The sequence below is a fragment of the Candidatus Omnitrophota bacterium genome, from assembly GCA_023819145.1.
Classification (GTDB): domain Bacteria; phylum Omnitrophota; class Gorgyraeia; order DTHP01; family DTHP01; genus JBFWKV01.
In genome coordinates this window covers 185042-204144 of the sequence record JAMWCW010000002.1, presented here as the reverse complement: position 1 = coordinate 204144, position 19103 = coordinate 185042, and the positions used below count along the sequence as shown (strand labels likewise).

The 19103-nt window shown below is 38.7% G+C and carries 17 protein-coding genes and 5 tRNA genes; all 22 read left to right on the top strand.

What is annotated here, in order from left to right:
- Positions 1–15 precede the first annotated feature (15 nt).
- The 22 genes from ftsH to rpoC all read left to right on the top strand — a co-directional run bounded on the left by ftsH (position 16) and on the right by rpoC (position 19097).
- Positions 16–1890: an ATP-dependent zinc metalloprotease FtsH gene (ftsH, locus tag NC818_02045; GenBank protein ID MCM8783547.1), complete on the top strand. Its 1875-nt coding sequence runs from the start codon at positions 16–18 to the stop codon at positions 1888–1890.
- Positions 1871–3085: a dihydropteroate synthase gene (gene folP / locus NC818_02040; protein MCM8783546.1), complete on the top strand. Its 1215-nt coding sequence runs from the start codon at positions 1871–1873 to the stop codon at positions 3083–3085. Before ftsH ends, folP begins: the two co-directional genes overlap by 20 nt.
- Positions 3073–3846, top strand: a complete 774-nt coding sequence (gene cdaA / locus NC818_02035; protein ID MCM8783545.1) for a diadenylate cyclase CdaA — start codon at positions 3073–3075, stop codon at positions 3844–3846. Before folP ends, cdaA begins: the two co-directional genes overlap by 13 nt.
- Positions 3846–4277, top strand: a complete 432-nt coding sequence (locus NC818_02030) for a YbbR-like domain-containing protein (GenBank protein ID MCM8783544.1) — start codon at positions 3846–3848, stop codon at positions 4275–4277. The genes cdaA and NC818_02030 overlap by 1 nt, the downstream gene beginning before the upstream one ends.
- 2 nt (positions 4278–4279) lie before the next feature.
- On the top strand, positions 4280–4993 hold the full coding sequence (locus NC818_02025) for a pyridoxine 5'-phosphate synthase (protein ID MCM8783543.1): 714 nt from the start codon (positions 4280–4282) through the stop codon (positions 4991–4993).
- Positions 4990–5361 carry a holo-ACP synthase gene (acpS, locus tag NC818_02020; protein ID MCM8783542.1) on the top strand — a complete coding sequence of 124 codons (372 nt, stop codon included), beginning with the start codon at positions 4990–4992 and terminating at the stop codon, positions 5359–5361. The genes NC818_02025 and acpS overlap by 4 nt, the downstream gene beginning before the upstream one ends.
- 30 nt (positions 5362–5391) lie before the next feature.
- Entirely contained in the window at positions 5392–6258 is an 867-nt protein-coding gene (locus NC818_02015) for an NAD(P)H-hydrate dehydratase (GenBank protein MCM8783541.1), read from the top strand.
- A tRNA-Thr gene (locus NC818_02010) sits at positions 6249–6321 on the top strand. Before NC818_02015 ends, NC818_02010 begins: the two co-directional genes overlap by 10 nt.
- A gap of 28 nt (positions 6322–6349) precedes the next feature.
- Positions 6350–6431 (top strand) — tRNA-Tyr (locus NC818_02005).
- Positions 6432–6500: 69 nt separating this feature from the next.
- A tRNA-Gly gene (locus NC818_02000) sits at positions 6501–6571 on the top strand.
- A 205-nt stretch (positions 6572–6776) separates the two neighbouring features.
- Positions 6777–6849 (top strand) — tRNA-Thr (locus tag NC818_01995).
- 62 nt (positions 6850–6911) lie between these two features.
- Complete coding sequence (gene tuf, locus NC818_01990; GenBank protein MCM8783540.1) at positions 6912–8114, top strand: elongation factor Tu; 1203 nt, start codon at positions 6912–6914, stop codon at positions 8112–8114.
- A complete protein-coding gene (gene rpmG / locus NC818_01985) occupies positions 8115–8264 on the top strand; it encodes a 50S ribosomal protein L33 (GenBank protein ID MCM8783539.1) in 150 nt (49 codons plus the stop codon).
- Between the two features lie 49 nt (positions 8265–8313).
- Positions 8314–8385 (top strand) — tRNA-Trp (locus NC818_01980).
- A gap of 122 nt (positions 8386–8507) precedes the next feature.
- Positions 8508–8690: a preprotein translocase subunit SecE gene (gene secE, locus NC818_01975; GenBank protein ID MCM8783538.1), complete on the top strand. Its 183-nt coding sequence runs from the start codon at positions 8508–8510 to the stop codon at positions 8688–8690.
- Position 8691: 1 nt separating this feature from the next.
- Entirely contained in the window at positions 8692–9222 is a 531-nt protein-coding gene (gene nusG, locus NC818_01970; GenBank protein ID MCM8783537.1) for a transcription termination/antitermination protein NusG, read from the top strand.
- A 54-nt stretch (positions 9223–9276) separates the two neighbouring features.
- Complete coding sequence (gene rplK / locus NC818_01965; GenBank protein ID MCM8783536.1) at positions 9277–9714, top strand: 50S ribosomal protein L11; 438 nt, start codon at positions 9277–9279, stop codon at positions 9712–9714.
- Positions 9698–10393, top strand: a complete 696-nt coding sequence (gene rplA / locus NC818_01960) for a 50S ribosomal protein L1 (protein MCM8783535.1) — start codon at positions 9698–9700, stop codon at positions 10391–10393. Before rplK ends, rplA begins: the two co-directional genes overlap by 17 nt.
- Positions 10394–10410: 17 nt before the next feature.
- Complete coding sequence (gene rplJ, locus NC818_01955; protein ID MCM8783534.1) at positions 10411–10941, top strand: 50S ribosomal protein L10; 531 nt, start codon at positions 10411–10413, stop codon at positions 10939–10941.
- Positions 10942–10944: 3 nt separating this feature from the next.
- Positions 10945–11355, top strand: a complete 411-nt coding sequence (rplL, locus tag NC818_01950; protein MCM8783533.1) for a 50S ribosomal protein L7/L12 — start codon at positions 10945–10947, stop codon at positions 11353–11355.
- 33 nt (positions 11356–11388) lie between these two features.
- Positions 11389–15081, top strand: coding sequence for a DNA-directed RNA polymerase subunit beta (rpoB, locus tag NC818_01945; GenBank protein ID MCM8783532.1), 3693 nt, complete (start codon positions 11389–11391; stop codon positions 15079–15081).
- A 5-nt stretch (positions 15082–15086) separates the two neighbouring features.
- Positions 15087–19097 (top strand): DNA-directed RNA polymerase subunit beta', encoded by a 4011-nt coding sequence (rpoC, locus tag NC818_01940; GenBank protein MCM8783531.1) that lies wholly within the window; start codon positions 15087–15089, stop codon positions 19095–19097.
- Positions 19098–19103 lie beyond the last annotated feature (6 nt).

Genomic DNA, 19103 nt, shown 5'->3' with positions numbered 1-19103 from the left:
AAGTGAGGTATAAAAATGTCTGACGGTCAGAAAACAGCAAGAAATAACAATTTTCTAAGAAGATTTTTGTGGACTTTAATACTGGTTATTTCCGCAATGTATCTATTTAACTTAGGTAAATTGTCTTTAGAGGGTCCGCCTGTAGAATTGAGTTATGGTGAATTCTATCGTATTCTTTTAGATAATCCTCATAAAAAAGAGGTTCGCTCTGCGGTAAAAACAGAAAACATTGTTAGTGGGTTTTTAACCAGTGGTAAGAAATACATTGTTCATGTTCCTGATAACGATCCGGAACTAATAAAAATTTTGCGTGAAAATGTTAATGAATTTGTCATTAAACCCCCGCGCACATTTTTTATCAACCTTCTTTATTCGCTTGGGCCTGTGCTTCTATTTATTTTCTTTCTTTGGTATTTTGGTTATCGTAATGCCCAAGCAGGCGGTTCGCGTATCTGGTCTTTTGGAAAATCTCGTGCACGGTTAATTACCGCCGACCAGAAGAGGACCACCTTTAACGATGTAGCAGGTGTAGACGAAGCAAAAGAAGAATTAAAGGAGATTATTGAATTCTTGAAAGACCCTAAGAGATTTCAAAGATTGGGCGGTAAAATTCCTAAGGGAGTACTTTTAATTGGCCCTCCGGGTACCGGAAAAACTTTACTTGCTAAGGCGGTAAGCGGAGAAGCAGGAGTTCCTTTTTTTAGTATATCAGGTTCAGATTTTGTAGAATTATTTGTGGGTGTGGGTGCAAGCAGGGTAAGAGATCTCTTTGACCAAGCTAAGCGATATGCTAAACAGAGTGGCAAGGGCTGTATTGTTTTTATTGATGAAATAGATGCTGTAGGAAGACAGCGTTTTGCGGGAATTGGAGGTGGACATGATGAAAGGGAACAGACACTTAATGCCTTATTGGTAGAAATGGATGGGTTTAATACAGAACAAGGGATAATTGTGATTGCGGCTACTAACCGTCCCGATGTTTTAGACCCTGCTTTGCTAAGGCCGGGGAGATTTGACCGAGTTATTGTTATCGACCGTCCCGATATCAAAGGTAGAGAGGAGATTCTTAAGGTTCATACACAGAACATAAAGATTGCTTCCGATGTTAATTTAAAGAATATTGCCCGGCAAACTCCTGGTTTCTCCGGAGCAGACCTTGCTAATCTCGTTAATGAAGCGGCTCTCTTGGCTGCGCGAAAAAATAAAGAAGCAGTAGATATGGCGGACCTTAATGAAGCGATTGAACGGGTGGTAGCGGGACCAGAGAAGAAATCACGGGTTATAAGTAAGGATGAAAAATTAAGGATAGCTTATCACGAGGCGGGTCATGCCTTAATTTCTTTCTTTATTGCTGGGCCAACCCGTCCTTTAAAAGTTACCATTTTACCCCGGGGTATTTCTTTGGGGCATACCATGGATTTCCCTTTGGAAGACAAATATTTACATACTAAGAAAGAACTTTTGAGACAAATAACCATCTTTTTAGGTGGGCGTGCGAGTGAAGAACTTATTTTTGAAGATATTTCTACAGGGGCAGAGAATGATTTGAAGCAGGCAACCGAAATAGCCCGGATTATGGTTACCAAATTGGGCATGAGTGAAAGATTAGGACATATAACTTTTGGAAGAGACCAGCAACAGATATTTCTTGGTCGGGATATATTTGAGGAGAAAAATTACAGCGACGCTACCGCTTTACTCATTGACCAGGAAGTAGGTAATATTATTAATACTTGCTATAATCGTGCTAAGGAAGAGTTACATAAAAACAAGGATAAACTTAAAATTTTAGCAGAGGCGCTTTTAGAAAAAGAAGTACTGGAGAAAGAAGAAGTGGAGAGATTGTTAGGAATAGAGGATAATCAAAAAGATGAAGGTAAGACTGCTTAACTTTGAGGATGAAAAAGATTTTTTGCAAAAGATGCATCTCCTGAAAGTAGATAGCATAGGCCAGAAGATTATGTCGGGGAAAGGGATTTTTTACACTTTGGAGATTAAAAATCTAAATTCTCTTTTATGTAATGTTTTAAAACAAGAAATGCTCTCTTTGGGAGGAGAGGTGGCGGTACCTCGTGGTGTAATTACAGGCAAATTGAAAAAGAGCGATTGTTTAGTTATGGGAACCCTTTTACATTATCAGAAACTTATCGATAAACTAAAAATTCAACCTTGGGGCTTAAGAGCATTAGGAGGAAAAATCGAACTCACATTAGCGAATGTTCAGAGGAGAAGATGGGATATAAAAGCAGGTCGGTTTTCTCTCTCTTTGGGTAAACGGACATACCTTATGGGAATTCTTAATCTTACCCCCGATTCTTTTAGTGATGGTGGAAGGTTCTATAGACGACCACAGGAAGCGATTGAGTTTGCTCTAAAGATGGCAGAGGAAGGAGCGGATATAATTGATGTTGGAGGAGAATCTACCCGGCCAGGCGCAAAAACCGTTTCGGAAGATGAAGAGTTGAAAAGAACTATTCCGGTTATAAAAATTTTGAGTAAAAGATTAAAAATTCCTCTTTCCATTGATACCTGTAAGGCAAAGGTAGCAAAAGAAGCAATAGAAGCAGGTGTTTCTATGGTAAATGACGTGAGTGGATTACGCGGAGATAAAAAGATGAGAGAAGTAGTGGCGCATTATAAGGTGCCGGTAGTAATTATGCATATGCGGGGAAATCCTCGAACTATGCAGAGAAATCCTGTGTACGCAGATTTAATTTCCGAGATTATTGATTATCTAGAAGCAGGTATAGATTTAGCAAGCAAGGCAGGCATTTCGGTAGATGATATTATTGTAGACCCAGGGATTGGCTTCGGTAAAACTGTAGAACATAATCTCATTATTTTGAAAAATCTTCATCAATTTAGAGTTTTGGGGCGTCCGATTATGATTGGAACTTCCCGCAAGTCATTTATTGGTAAAGTACTTAATCTTGATGTTGATAAAAGACTTTATGGAACGATCGCTAGTTGTTCTTTGGCAGTAATCAATGGAGCAAATATTTTGCGTGTTCATGATGTCGAAGAAGTAAAACAGGCGGTTAAATTAATTGATGCCGTTATAGAATCTGGAAGATGTCTAAATTAGTTTATTATTTTAGTCCATTTTTCTTAAAATCTCTCTTGGAAATATTTATCCTCTGGGTTGTTTTTTATCAAGTTTTAAATTTTATACGTAGTAGTCGAGTAGTGCAGGCACTTAAAGTGATTATAATTCTTCTGGTAATATTTTTACTTACTCAGCGTTTGGGATTAGAGGTAATTACTTGGATTATCAATAGGATTTTCGCTATTTCTGTAATTGCCTTACTTATTATTTTTCAGCCGGAATTAAGAAACGGACTCATTCGTCTAGGAGGGGGACATTTTTTAGGAATTTTCTTTCGCGAAGAAAAGAAGTGGGAAGGTTTGATTAAAGGGATATTAAAACTTTCTGAGAAAAGAATTGGGGGGTTAATTGCTATACAGCGGGATGTGAGTTTAGAGCAGTATATAGAGACAGGAATTAGACTGGAGTCTCTTGTTTCCTCTGAGATGATCGAGACTATTTTTTATCCGGGTAACCCCCTACATGATGGCGGGGTAATTATTCAGGGGCAAAGGATTGTGGCTGCGGGTTGTTTCTTTCCTGTTTCTACTAACCCTTATCTTTCTAAAACAATAGGAATGCGCCACAGAGCAGCAGTGGGGTTATCGGAAGAAAGTGATGCATTGGTTATTGTAATATCTGAAGAAAATGGTTCCATTTCCCTTGCTCAAAAAGGAATTTTGAGATTGGATATAGATGAAAAAATTTTACGAACTACTTTGAATCAGCTTTATCAATCCCGAGTTGCAAGAAAACCTTGATGACGAGAAAAATTATAGTTTTTGATAACCTGTTTGTAAAAATAATTTCTCTGCTTTTGGCAATTTTTTCTTGGCTATATATTAATAGCGAGATTTCTCAGTCTAAGAAAAAAGAGAAGGTAACTTTAATTTGGGACAAAGAACTCAACTTAGAGATTAGGGAATTACCCATTCGGGCAAATATTAAAGGTTCACCCCCTTCCGGATACATCTTTGTAGAATCTAAAGTAATGGTCAATCCTTCATATTGTAAAGTTGTAGGCAAGAAATTGTATTTAGATAGCGTTAGCCATATTGATACCGAGCCAATAGACATACGTACTTTTATAAAGACTACGGTAGTAAAGACTACCTTGCAATCACTTTCTAATATCATTGTTCCTGAAGGGGAAGTGGAAGTGACTATCCCTGTAGAGAGAGCAAGGCGATAATTATGGTTAAATTAGGAGTTAATATTGACCATATAGCAACCCTCCGTCAGGCACGGAGAGCTAAGGAACCCGATCCAGCATGGGCAGCAGTTCTTTGTGAACTCGCCGGTTGCAATAGTATAGTTGTTCACTTACGAGAAGACCGTCGACATATAAATGAACGGGATTTAAAAATCCTACGCTCTATCGTGAAATCTAAGCTTAATTTAGAGATGTCCATTGTTAAAGAGATAGTAGATATTGCTTGTGAAGTAAAGCCAGACCAGGCAACTTTAGTTCCTGAAAAAAGAGAAGAAATTACAACCGAAGGCGGATTGGATGTCGTAAAATATTTTTCTCAGATAAAAGAAGTAGTAGAGAGATTGCACAAAGAAGGAATTGTAGTAAGTCTTTTTGTTGATCCTTTAGAGTCGCAGATTAAGAAAGCAAGAGAGACGCGGGTGGAATTTGTTGAACTACATACGGGAGTGTATGCTAATGCAAAGGGCGAAATTGAGAGAGAAGAAGCTTTGACTAGGTTAATTCAAGCAACACAAGTGGCTAAAGGTTTTGGTTTAAGGGTTAATGCTGGTCATGGATTGGATTATCTCAATGTGCGTAACATAGCTAAGATCCCCGGAATCGAAGAATTAAATATTGGTCATGCAATTATTTCCCGTGCAGTTTTTGTAGGTTTAGAAAAGGCGGTTAAAGAAATGCTGGAATTATTGAAATGAAGATTGAAACAGGGATAGATTTAATAGAAACAGAGAGGATAAGGAAAGCGTTGAATAGATGGGGAGATAAATTTTTAGAGAGAGTTTTTACTTCCCGTGAAAGAGATTATGTCAGAAATAAAAAATTTTATTATGAAAATTTAGCGGCACGGTTTGCAGCCAAAGAAGCAGTATTCAAAGCATTGGGAAACTCTAAGATTAATTGGCAGGACATAGAAATTCTCAATAATGGGAAGGGAAAACCGCGAGTTTTTTTGAGTAAAAAAGCAAAAGGATTGATAGGAAAAGAAAAGATTCAGCAAATAAAAGTCAGTCTTACGCATACCAAAAATTATGCAATAGCCCAAGCAGTAGTAGTAGTAAAGTAGTAGGTAGTCACTAGGAAGAAGTATTGAGTAATGGATATAAAGAAAGAAATGGTTAAGTTTTTGCCTCAGCGAAATCAAGATACCCACAAAGGGGACTATGGACATGTTTTTGTTCTTGCAGGCTCAAAAGGGTTAACCGGAGCAGCGACATTATGTTCTCTCGCAGTTTTAAGAGTAGGAGCGGGTTTAGTTACCTTAGGAATTCCGGAGAGTCTTAATCCTATACTAGAAATAAAACTAACTGAGGTAATGACTCTACCACTTCCGGAGACAAAAGAGGCAAGTTTAGGTTTTAAAGCAAAGGATAAAATTCTTGATTTTCTTAAGAAATGCGATTGTATAATTGTTGGACCTGGGCTTTCAAGAAACAAGGAGACTCAAGAATTGGCAAGATTTTTATTAAAAAAAATTGATTTACCAATTGTATTAGATGCGGATGGTATAAATGCATTGGAAGGGTATAAAAAAATTCTTGAAGAGATAAAAAGCGATTTAATTCTTACTCCCCACATCGGAGAGTTTTCTAGACTTACAGGTATTTCGATAGAAAAAATTAAAGAAAATAAAATTTCGGTTGTAAAAAATTTTTTGAAAAGTTATAATATGACTCTTGTTTTAAAAGGATATCAAACAATCGTTGCTCAGCAAGACAAAGAAATTTACATAAATAAAACCGGCAATCCAGGGATGGCTAGCGCAGGAAGTGGGGATGTTTTGACAGGAATGATTGGAGGATTTTTAGCTCAAAAAATCTCTCCTTTTGAATCAGCGAAATTAGGTGTTTACTTACACGGATTAGCTGGAGATTTAGCAAAAAAAGAAAAAACCGACTACGGATTGATTGCTTCAGATATTTTAGAAAATATCCCTAAGGCAATAAAAAGATTGCTGGCGTAGCTCAGTAGGCAGAGCAGCGGTTTTGTAAACCGCGGGTTGGAGGTTCGATTCCTCTCGCCAGCTAAAATAGATCTTACAATTATTTTCTTTTGGGCAGGTGGCCGAGTGGACAATGGCACCAGACTGTAAATCTGGCGGCGTAGCCTTCGGAGGTTCAAATCCTTCCCTGCCCAAAAATTATTAAAAATATCAGGCTCCGTATCAAGACTACATTAGGGATAACGGATTTTTCCCAACATAGTGCGGGAGTAGTTCAGTGGTAGAACAACAGCCTTCCAAGCTGTATATGGGGGTTCGATTCCCCTCTCCCGCTTTGTGGAGTACTTTAGGAATCCCATCGGTTTTTTATTGAACCTAGAAGACCATTGAGGATTTTTGTATGAGGGTGCGACTTTAGTTGTACTGTTTTTAAGACACAAAAAAAGACAAAAAAATTACAGACTAATAAAAAAATATAAAAAAAACTTGACAAAAAAATTTAAAATTATATAATTAGAAAATTATTCTAAAGGGGGTTTGCCCTTGTAGCTCAGTAGGTAGAGCACGTCGTTGGTAACGACGGGGTCACCGGTTCGATTCCGGTCGAGGGCTTTACTAATTGCAACAATTAGAGAAGTAAAACAATTTAGCTATTTAAAAGGAGGAGGGATAATATGGCAAAAGAGAAATTTGAACGCACTAAGCCACATGTGAATGTGGGAACGATTGGACATGTAGACCATGGTAAGACAACTCTTACTTCTGCGATTACCAAAGTCCTCGAGAAACACGGTTTTGCGCAGGCGAAGAATTATGAGGAAATAGACAATGCTCCTGAGGAGAAAGAAAGGGGTTTGACTATAAATATTTCCCATGTTGAATACCAGACAAAGAATCGTCACTATGCACATATCGATTGTCCCGGCCATGCCGATTATATTAAAAATATGATCACCGGTGCAGCTCAAATGGATGGGTCAATTCTTGTAGTGTCTGCAGTCGACGGACCTATGCCCCAGACACGTGAGCATATTCTGCTTGCCCGCCAAGTGAACGTTCCCAGTATTGTTGTTTTTCTTAATAAAGTAGATGCTGTAGATGATAAGGAGTTGATAGACCTTGTGGAACTTGAGGTAAGAGAGCTTTTGACGAAATATAAATTCCCCGGCGATAAAACACCAGTAATTAGGGGTAGTGCTTTGGAAGCAATGAACTGTGGCTGTGCTAAAGATACCTGTCCCAAGTGCAAACCGATATTAGATCTTATGGAAGCAGTGGACAATTTTGTTCCCACACCAGTCCGCGATGTGGATAAACCTTTTCTAATGGCCGTAGAAGATGTTTTCTCCATCACGGGACGAGGAACAGTAGGTACGGGAAGAGTAGAAAGAGGAAAAGTGGTTTTAAATGATGAAGTAGATATTGTAGGTTTACGCCCAGAGATAAAAAAGACAGTGGTAACGGGTATCGAGATGTTTAGAAAACTTTTAGACGAGGGAATAGCAGGAGATAATGTAGGATTACTTTTGCGGGGGATAGAGAAAGAAGATTTAGAACGGGGGATGGTTATTGCCAAACCGGGTTCCATAACTCCCCATACAAAATTTAAAGCAGAGGTATATGTGTTGACCAAAGAGGAGGGAGGAAGACACACTCCTTTCTTTGAAGGTTACCGCCCGCAATTTTATTTTCGCACCACCGATGTTACAGGTGTGGCGCATTTACCGAAAGGCGTAGAGATGGTAATGCCTGGTGATAACGTAAGTATTGAGGTAGAATTAATAAAACCGGTAGCCTTGGAAAAAGAACTGCGCTTTGCTATCCGCGAAGGAGGGAGAACTGTAGGCGCAGGAGTGGTTTCGGAGGTAATTGCATAAATGCAAGAGATAATTACCTTAGCCTGTGGTGAATGCAAAGCAAGGAATTATACCACCACCAAGAATAAGAAAAATAATCCCGATCGTCTGGAATTTAGAAAATATTGTAAGTTTTGCCGGAAGCATACACTACATAAAGAAATAAAATAAAATTAGGAAAGAATTTCAAATATACAATAATAACTTAGCAGTCTAAATAAGGCCTGTAGCTCTAAGGTAGAGCAGCGGACTCCAAATCCGTTGGTTGGGGGTTCAAGTCCCTCCAGGCCTGGAAAAGGTAATTTATTTACCTGGTTTGAAAACGTAATTAATCAGGAAAAGGTAGGTTTTTTATACTTTAATTTCAGAAGAGTGTTATTTGCGTAAGTATTTATATTTGATACACTTATACGAATGAAGAAAATAAAGAGTTTTCTTCAAGAAGTCGGCACAGAACTTAGAAAAACCTCTTGGACCACCAAGGAAGAGGTTTGGGGTTCGACGATAGTAGTGGTGGTAACGGTGGGGATTTTAGCAGTTTTTATTGGAGTAGTAGATTTTCTCCTTTCCCAATTGATAAATTTTATTATCAAATAAGATGGACAAAAAATGGTATGTTGTACATACTCAAACTGGCCAAGAAGAGAGGGTGAAAACAAGTATTGAAACAAGAGTAAAACAAGAAATGTTATCTGAGATTATTGGTCAGATAGTTGTTCCTAAAGAGACAATTTCTGAAGTCCGGGGAGGCAAAAAGAAAATATCCGAGAGAAAGTTTTTCCCGGGGTATATATTTATAGAGATGGAACTAAATGAGAAAAGTTGGTATCTCTTAAAAACAACACCCGGTATTTTAGGTTTTTTAGGAAGCGGACCTCAAGCTGTGGCTTTGGATTACACAGAGATAGAAGCAATATTGAAAAAGAGTGAAGAAAGGAAAGAGAAACCGGTTCCTAAAGTCATTTTTGAAGTTGGAGAGAGTGTAAGAATTAAGGAAGGTCCGTTTATGGATTTTAATGGTACCGTAGAAGAAATATTATTAGATAAGGGTAAGGTAAAAGTTAATGTTTCTATTTTTGGACGCGCTACTCCTGTAGAATTAGAATTTTGGCAGGTGGAGAAAATATAATGCAAAAATCAAAATTTCATTTTGCATCTTTAATAATATTTGAATTTTATTATCATGGCTAAGAAAGTTAAGGCACAGATAAAATTGTATTGTCCCGCAGGACAAGCAAATCCAGCTCCTCCCATCGGACCAGCCTTGGGACAGCATGGAATAAATATCATGGAATTTTGCAAACAATTCAATGAAAAAACTAAGGGACAGGAAGGTTTAATTCTTCCTGCTTTAATTACTGTTTACGAAGACAAGTCTTTCTCTTTTATTATAAAAAGTCCTCCCTGTTCCGTGCTTTTGAAAAGAGCATGCGGTTTAGCGAAAGGTTCGGGTGTTCCTCATAAAGAGAAAGTGGGTAAGGTGACGCGTGAGCAGATTAAAGAAATTGCTCAGGCAAAATTGAAAGATTTGAATACTAATTCGCTGGAACAGGCGTTGAGAATAGTAGAGGGGACTGCACGGAGTATGGGAATTGAGGTAGTAGATGAAGAAAAGAAGTAAAAGATTTAAAGAGTCAACTAAATTTTTTGAGAAAAACAAGACCTATTCTTTGGAAGAGGCGATTAATATTCTGAAGAAAATGCCTTTAGCTAAATTTGATGAGTCAGTAGATATTTCTTTTCGTCTAGGGGTTGACTCTAAACAGAGCGACCAATTTGTACGTGGTTCGGTGCTCCTTCCTCATGGGACAGGGAAACAGGTTAAGGTTCTTGTTTTTTGTAAAGGCGAAGCAGAGAAATTAGCGAAAGAAGCAGGTGCGGATTATGTAGGAGGACAGGAATTAATAGATAAGATAAGTGGGGGGTGGTTAGATTTTGATGTGGCTGTTGCTCATCCAGAAATGATGCGGGACATTTCTCGTTTAGGTAAGATTTTGGGACCTCGGGGGTTAATGCCCAATCCCAAATCCGGAACAGTAACTACAGATTTGGTGAAAGCAATAAACGACTTCAAGAAAGGTAAAGTAGAGTTTAAAATGGATAAAACCGGAAATGTGAGTGTAAGAATAGGAAGAATATCTTTTACAGAAAATCAACTTTATGATAATGGTAAGTCTGCTATGGAAGCGATCTTAAAAGCAAAACCTGCTACTATTAAAGGACAGTATATTAAAAATGTAGTGATTTCAAGGACAATGAGTCCTGGTTTGAAAATAGACTGGACAAAATACGTTTCTTAATACTTAGAAGGCTTCTTATGGAAAAGAAATTCGGTCGGTGGTATAGAGAAAGGTTAGTGGAAGAATTAGAAATGAAATTTGACAAAAGCACTTATTTCTTTGTTGCGGAGTTGAGTAGGTTAAAAGTAAGTGATTTAGAGGAATTAAGAAAGAACTTAAAGAAGAGGTCTGCTGATTTTATGGTGGTTAAAAATTCTCTTGCTCGCCTTGCTTTCAGAAAAAAACAGATGGATTATTTTGTAGAATTGATAAATGGGCAAACAGGAGTAGTTCTTGGAGGAGATGATCCGATAATTATTTCTAAAGTTTTGGTGGATTACAGTAAGAGTTTTCCCGAATTTAAGATTAAAGGAGGATTTATTCAGGACCGAGTTGTATCATTGGGCAAGATAAAAGAGATATCACAGCTTCCTTCTCGTTCGGTATTAATGGGAAAAATCTGTGGTGGTTTTAAGGGCATTTTATTCCGTTTAGCGAATAGTTTGAGTCTGCATGTTAAACTAATGTTTATTTTAAAAGGATTACAGGAAAAAAAGAAGGAGGGATGAAAGATGGAGGAGAAAACAGAGGTAAAATTATCTGAGAAACTGGAGAACATTATGAAGTCTATTGAGCAGTTAACCGTTTTGGAATTAGCAGATTTGGTTAAGGCATTTGAAGAACGTTTTGGGGTAACCGCAGTAGCACCCGTTCAGACGGTGGGTGCTGTTTCCGGACAACCTGCTTCTGCAGGAGAGGCAGTTGAGGAAAAAACCATATTTGACGTGATTCTTGCAGAGGTTGGTGCGGACAAAATAAAGGTGATTAAAGAAATTCGTGCCATAACAAATCTGGGTTTGAAAGAAGCAAAGGATTTGGTAGATACCGCCCCTAAACCAATTAAGACGGGTGTGGGCAAGGAAGAGGCACAGAGTATTAAGAAGAAACTGGAAGAAGTGGGCGCAAAGATCGAACTTAAATAAAATCTTTTTGATTTTTAGAAAGATTAGCAAGAAATGAAAAGGATAAGTTTTTCTAAGATTTCCGATGCTGTTTCCCTTCCCGATCTGGTAGAGATACAGAAGGTATCTTATGCAAATTTTTTGCAGGCGGATGTTCCTCGAACGAAGAGAAAAGCAGTGGGATTGCAGGGGGTTTTCTTAAATACTTTTCCTATTGATGGCCCTGATGGTACATATCGTTTAGAGTTTGTGAATTATAGTATGGGTAAACCTAAGTATAGCGAGGAAGAAGCAAGAAGACGTGGTTTAACCTATGCTATACCTTTAAAGGCACGCATTAGATTAGTTACTAAAAAAGAAATAAAGGAACAGGAAGTTTATATTTGTGATTTACCACTGATGACTAATAAGGGTACTTTTGTGATTAATGGAGATGAAAGGGTTGTGGTTTCTCAGCTCCATCGTTCTCCCGGCATTTCCTTTGAAGAAACAATTCATCCTAACGGTAAAAGAATGTATTCAGGAAGGATTGTGCCTTATCATGGTTCATGGATAGAATTTGAATTTGATTTAAATGATGTTTTATATGTCATTCTTGATAGAAAAAGGAAATTTTTTGCCACAAGTTTCTTGCGCGCTTTAGGTCTTTCTACAGATGAAGAGATTCTCAAAGCTTTCTGCGGTATAGAGGATGTAAAAGTTGAGAGTCGTTCCCAGTTAAAAGAACTTACGGGTAGGATTTTAGCCGAAGATATAAAGATGCCGGATTCCGAACATGTGCTTATTCCTAAATATACACGTTTATCGAAAGAAAATCTTCTTGACCGGGACGTGGAGTTTATTCCGGCTAGAGTAAGGGTTCTAAAGAATAATGTGATGGAAATTGTTAATACCTTGAAAAGAGATTTTACGAAGAATCAGGAAGAGGCTCTCATGGATATATACCGCAAATTAAGACCTGGTTATCCTTCTTCAGCGGAAGCCGCGAAATCTATGCTTGAAAAACTATTTTTTGACCCTAAGAGATATGATTTGGAGAGGGTGGGAAGGTATTTAATTAATCGTAAGTTAAATATGGATACACCTTTAGAGAAGAGGGTTTTGGATTTAGAGACAGTCATCGCGGCGGTTAAGTATTTGCTAAATCTAAAAGAGGGTGTTGGTGACCCAGATGATATTGACCACTTGGGGAATCGGCGAGTGAGGACTGTGGGTGAGCTTTTAGAAAATCAGTTTCGTGTGGGTATGTTGCGGATGGAGAGAATAGCTCGAGAGAGGATGAATATATATGATATGGAAAATGTTATGCCCCACCACCTAATTAATTCAAAGTTAATTGCGAGTGCAGTAAGGGATTTCTTTTTGCGGAGTCAACTTTCTCAGTTTATGGATCAAACCAATCCTTTGGCAGAGTTGACTCACCGCAGAAGACTTTCTGCTCTTGGACCGGGGGGGCTTGACCGAGAACGGGCAGGTTTTGAGGTAAGAGATGTGCATTATTCTCACTATGGTAGAGTTTGTCCTGTTGAGACTCCCGAAGGTCCTAACATAGGTTTAATTGTTTCTTTAAGCACTTTTGCACGGGTTAATGAATTTGGTTTATTAGAGACTCCTTATCGTAAAGTAATAAATGGCAGGGTGACCAATAGAATAGAATATCTTACCGCAGATGTTGAAGATAAATTTATGATTGCCCAAGCAAATGCAAAATTGGATAAAGAAGGGAAATTGATAGAAGATTTGGTTTTCTGCCGTTATAAAGATAATTTCTTAAAGGTTGAACCCAAGAGGGTAGACTACATGGATGTTTCACCGAGACAATTAGTTTCTGTATCTGCTAGTCTTATCCCCTTTTTAGAACATGACGATGCTAACCGTGCTCTTATGGGTTCCAATATGCAAAGACAGGCAGTTCCTTTATTATTCCCCGAGGTGCCTTTTGTAATGACTGGAATGGAGAAGAGAGTAGCAATAGATTCAGGCACTGTTGTCTTAGCGAAAAAGGATGGCGTGGTTCGTGAAGTTCAGGCAGATCGTATCGTAGTTGGTTCAGATATTTACGAATTGAAAAAATTCTTACGTTCCAATGCAGATACCTGTGTTAACCAAAGACCGATAGTAAAAGTGGGAGACCGGGTAAAAGAGGGGGATGTAATTGCTGATGGTTCTGCTACTAAAGATGGAGAATTGGCTTTAGGAAGGAATGTCTTAGTAGCTTTCATGTCGTGGCGTGGTTACAATTTTGAGGATGCTATTTTGATAAGTGAGAAATTACTGAAAGATGATACCCTGACTTCTCTGCATATAGAAGAATTCAGTATTGAAGCAAGAGAGACAAAATTAGGTCCCGAAGAAATTACACGGGATATCCCGGGAGTGGGAGAAGAAGCTTTAAAAGATTTGGATGAGAATGGAATTATCCGGATAGGAGCAGAGGTAAAATCCGGAGATATACTTGTAGGAAAAGTTACTCCCAAAACGGAAACAGAGTTGACGCCTGAGGAAAAACTTTTAAGAGCTATCTTTGGCGAGAAAGCAGGAGATGTAAGAGATGCTTCTTTAACCGTACCCCCTGGTGTAGAAGGGACAGTGGTTGATGTCAGAATTTTCTCTCGTAAAGAAGCAAAGCCTCGTTCCAAAGAGGTGATTACCGAGGAGTTAAAGCAAATAAATGCAATAAAAGAACAGTATCAAAAACAAATAAAAGAGATAAAAGAAGAGAGAAATAAGAGATTATCTAAACTTCTTTTAGGCCAAAAACTTTCTTCTGCGCTTTTAGATATTGATACTGGCGAAACGGTTATTTCTCAAGACAAAACCATTACGAAGAAAGATTTGCATAAACTCGATAAGTGCGATTTAGATGGAATGAAGATAAAAGATAATGAGGCGCTGGAAGAAGAGTTGAGGAAAGTTATGCGTCTCTACGATGATCAGATGGAAGAGTTGATTTATGAACAGGAACGTGAAATAGATCAGATTAAGAGAGGAGATGAACTTCCTGCCGGCGTTTTGAAAAAGGTAGTTGTTTATGTAGCAAGTAAAAGAAGACTTTCTGTGGGGGATAAAATAGCAGGAAGACATGGAAATAAAGGAGTAATTGCGCGTATTCTGGCGGAAGAAGATATGCCTTTTTTACCCGATGGTACACCGGTAGAAATTGTGCTTAATCCTTTAGGAGTGCCTTCTCGTATGAATGTTGGTCAGCTTTTAGAAACTCAGTTAGGGTGGGCTGCCCGGGAGTTGGGGATCCAGGTTATTTCTCCTGTTTTTGGAGGTGCAAATGAGGAGGAGATTAAGGAACAATTACGCAAAGCTAATTTACCTGAAGATGGTAGGATTACGTTGCGTGATGGTTATACGGGAGAGGTTTTTGATAACAAGGTTACGGTCGGTTATATTTATATGATGAAACTCATTCACTTGGTAGATGAGAAGATTCATGCACGTTCTATAGGGCCTTATTCTTTAGTTACCCAACAGCCGCTGGGGGGTAAAGCACAGTTTGGAGGGCAGAGATTTGGAGAGATGGAGGTTTGGGCTTTAGAGGCTTATGGTTCTGCCTATACTTTACAGGAGCTTCTTACTGTGAAAAGTGATGATGTTGAGGGAAGGACACGGATATATGAAGCAATTGTGAAAGGAGAAAATGCTTTAAATCCAGGAACTCCCGAATCTTTTAATGTTTTGGTTAAAGAATTACAAGGATTGTGCCTTGACATAAAGAAGGAAAAGAAGAAAGCGTAGTGAAAATGGGAAACAAAACTTTGCTCAAAAGTAGTAAGGAAAAAGATAAGGAAGAAGGATTATCATTATTTGATGCCATAAGCATAAGAATTGCTTCTCCGGAGACAATTCGTTCCTGGTCTCATGGGGAGGTCAAGAAGCCAGAGACCATAAATTATCGGACTTTTAAGCCGGAGAAGGATGGGCTTTTCTGTGAACGTATCTTTGGACCCACAAAGGACTGGGAGTGTTATTGTGGTAAGTATAAAAGAATTAAATATAAAGGTGTAGTTTGTGACCGTTGTGGTGTAGAAGTTACGCGGTCGAGTGTGCGTCGGGAAAGAATGGGACATATAGAACTTGCTTCCCCTGTTTCTCATATTTGGTTCTTTAAAGTTATGCCCTCTAAATTGGGATTGATTTTAGACCTTTCTGTAAGGGAACTGGAGAAGGTTATTTACTATGAAGAATATGTGGTCATTGATCCTGGAGATACTCCTTTGCGTAAAAAAGAACTTTTAAGTGAAGAGAAGTATCAAGAGGCAAAAGGAAAGTATGGAAATAAATTTGTTGCCAAGATGGGGGCAGAGGCACTTCAAGGTTTATTGAAAGAACTGGATCTTGATAAAATGGCGCATGAATTAAGAAAGGCAATTAAGAGCACAAGAAGCGGTCAGGTAAATAAAAAAGTAGTTAAGAGTTTAAAATTTGTTGAAGCCTTTAGAAAATCGGGTAATAAACCTGAATGGATGATATTAGAAGTTATTCCGGTTATCCCTCCGGATTTAAGACCACTTGTTCCGTTAGATGGAGGAAGGTTTGCAACTTCCGACCTTAATGATTTGTATCGTCGGGTAATTAATCGCAATAATAGGTTGAAGAAGTTGATTGAGTTAAAAGCCCCGGAGATTATTATTAGAAATGAAAAACGTATGCTTCAGGAAGCAGTAGATGCTTTATTTGACAATGGAAGGCATGGTAGACCAGTAATGGGGGCAGGAAACAGGCCTCTAAAGTCACTTGCGGATATGCTTAAAGGTAAACAGGGACGTTTTCGACAGAATCTATTGGGTAAACGCGTAGATTATTCGGGGCGAAGTGTCATTGTGATTGGTCCTGAGTTAAAACTTTATCAATGTGGTCTTCCTAAAAAAATGGCTCTGGAGCTTTTTGAACCTTTTATTATTCGGAAACTGAAAGAAAAAGGGCATGTGCATACGATAAGAAGCGCACGGAAAATGGTTGAAAAGACGAAGATGGAAGTGTGGGATATTCTTGAGGAAGTAATTAAGGACCATCCGGTTTTGCTTAATCGTGCTCCCACTTTACATCGTTTAGGGATACAAGCATTTCAACCTGTTTTGGTAGAGGGCAAAGCAATTAAAATACATCCCTTAGTTTGTTCTGCATTTAATGCTGATTTCGATGGGGACCAGATGGCTGTCCATGTTCCTCTTTCTATAGAAGCTCAGATGGAAGCCAGATTGATTATGCTTGCCTCACACAATATTTTTTCTCCTGCCAATGGTGGTCCGATAGTTACTCCTTCTCAGGATATTGTTTTAGGATGCCATTATCTTACCAAAGAAAAACCAGACCAGGGTGAAGAAATTAGGTATTTTTCTTCCTCTGAAGAAGTTATTTACGCCTATGGTGACAAGGAGATTCCTTTACACGCAAAAATTAAATTAAGAGTTAATGGCAACATTGTTGAGACGACGGTAGGAAGAGTAATTTTTAATAGTGTGCTTACCCCAGGGATGGCCTTCTTCAACGAGGTAGTGGACAAGACTAGATTAAGCAAGCTTATTCAATCCTGTTATAGAAAATTTGGGCATCATGAGACAGTAATGTTTTTAGACCGGCTTAAGAATCTGGGATTTGAAATGGCTACGCTTGCTGGACTTTCTATGGCAGTAGAAGATTTGAGTATTCCTAAAAAGAAAGAAGAATTGCTTAAACATGCTAAGGAAGAAGTGGCTCATGTAGAAGAGCAATATAAAAAGGGAATAATTACTGATGGGGAGCGCTATAACAGAATCATAGATATTTGGACGCACATTACCGATACCGTTTCAGACCAGATATTTAGAGAACTGGAGCCATTTAATCCTGTTTTTATGATGGCAGATTCAGGTGCTCGTGGTTCGCGTCTCCAGATTAGACAACTTGCAGGAATGCGTGGGCTAATGGCTAAACCTTCGGGAGAAATTATAGAGTCTCCGATTACTGCCAACTTCAGAGAAGGGTTAAGCGTCTTGGAATATTTTATCTCTACACATGGAGCCAGAAAAGGTTTGGCGGACACAGCTTTAAAGACCGCAGATGCCGGGTATCTTACTCGTCGTTTAATTGATGTGGCACAGGATGTTATTGTCACGGAAGAAGATTGCAAGACCCTTAACGGTATATTTGTAGCAGCCATTATTGAGGGGGATGAGGTGGTAGTGAGTTTAAAGGAACGCATTATAGGAAGAGTTGCTTTGGATAATATAGTGGATATTATTACTGATGAGGTTATTGTGAAAGCAGAAGAAGAGATTACAGAAGAACAGGCAGAGCGTATTGAACAGTTAGGTATAGAAAAGATTCGCATTCGGTCGGTATTGACTTGTGAAACCAGACACGGTGTTTGTGCTAAATGTTATGGGAGGAATCTTGCTACTCAAAGAATAGTAGAGATGGGAGAGGCAGTGGGGATAATTGCGGCTCAATCTATTGGAGAGCCTGGTACTCAGTTAACCATGAGGACATTCCATATTGGAGGTACCGCAAGTAGAATTATAGAACAATCTTTTCTGCAAGCAAAAAATTCTGGAATTATAAAATATTCTAATCTAAGAACTGTAAAGACAAAAGGACAGATTGTCGTTCTTAACCGCAATGGTCAAGTAGTTATCAATGATGAGGCAGGAAGGGAACTTGAACGCTATTCTATACCTCAGGGTTCACTCGTAAAATTCGAAGATGGTGCGAGGGTTGAAAGGGGTGATACTTTTGTTAAATGGGATCCGTATACCTCTCCCATTTTAACCGAGGTAGGCGGCAAGATAATGTTTGAGGACATTAAAGAAGGTATTACCATGCGGGAGGAAATAGATGAAAGCACAGGACTCGTCAATAAAATAATTATTGAATATAAGGGTGATTATCATCCTCAGATACTTGTTATTAATGCAGAAAGTGAGGAGGTTTTGGCAGTTTATGCTTTACCTGCGGGTGCTCACATTGTCGTTAAAGAAGGTCAGATTGTGGAGGCGGGAACAGTTTTGGCTAAGACCCCGCGTAAGGTCGTTAAAACAAGGGATATTACCGGTGGTCTTCCTCGTGTAGCAGAGCTATTTGAGGCGAGAAGACCACATGATCCAGCAATTATTAGTGAAATAGATGGCTGGGTAGAGTTTGGTCCTGCGAAGAAGGGGCAAAGGAGGGTTATTATTCGTAGTCCATCGGGAATGAGGAAAGAATATATAATTCCTCATGGAAAACACCTTAATGTATACAAAGGAGATTGGGTTACGAGTGGACAACCGCTTACCGATGGTCCGATAGTTCCTCAGGACATATTGAGGATATGTGGAGATAAAAAATTACAAGAATATCTTCTTAACGAAATTCAAGAGGTTTATCGTCTGCAGGGAGTCAAGATAGATGATAAGCATATAGAATTGATTATTAGACAGATGTTAAGAAAAGTTGTTATCGAAGACCCTGGTGATACCGATTTCTTAATGGGACAGGAAGTGGATAAATTTGTTTTCCGTGACGAAAATGAGAGGGTAATGAAAAAAGGTTCACGTCCTGCTATTGCTACCCCCATTCTTCAAGGTATTACTAAGGCTTCCTTGACCACCGAAAGTTTTATTTCTGCAGCCAGTTTCCAAGAAACAACACGAGTTCTTACTGAAGCAGCTGCTGCAGGTAAGCGAGATGACTTAAGGGGGTTAAAGGAGAATGTAATCATGGGACATTTGGTTCCTGCAGGAACAGGTTTTCGTACTCATCAGGAATTAGAGGTAGTAAAAAAGATTGAATAGGTTTTG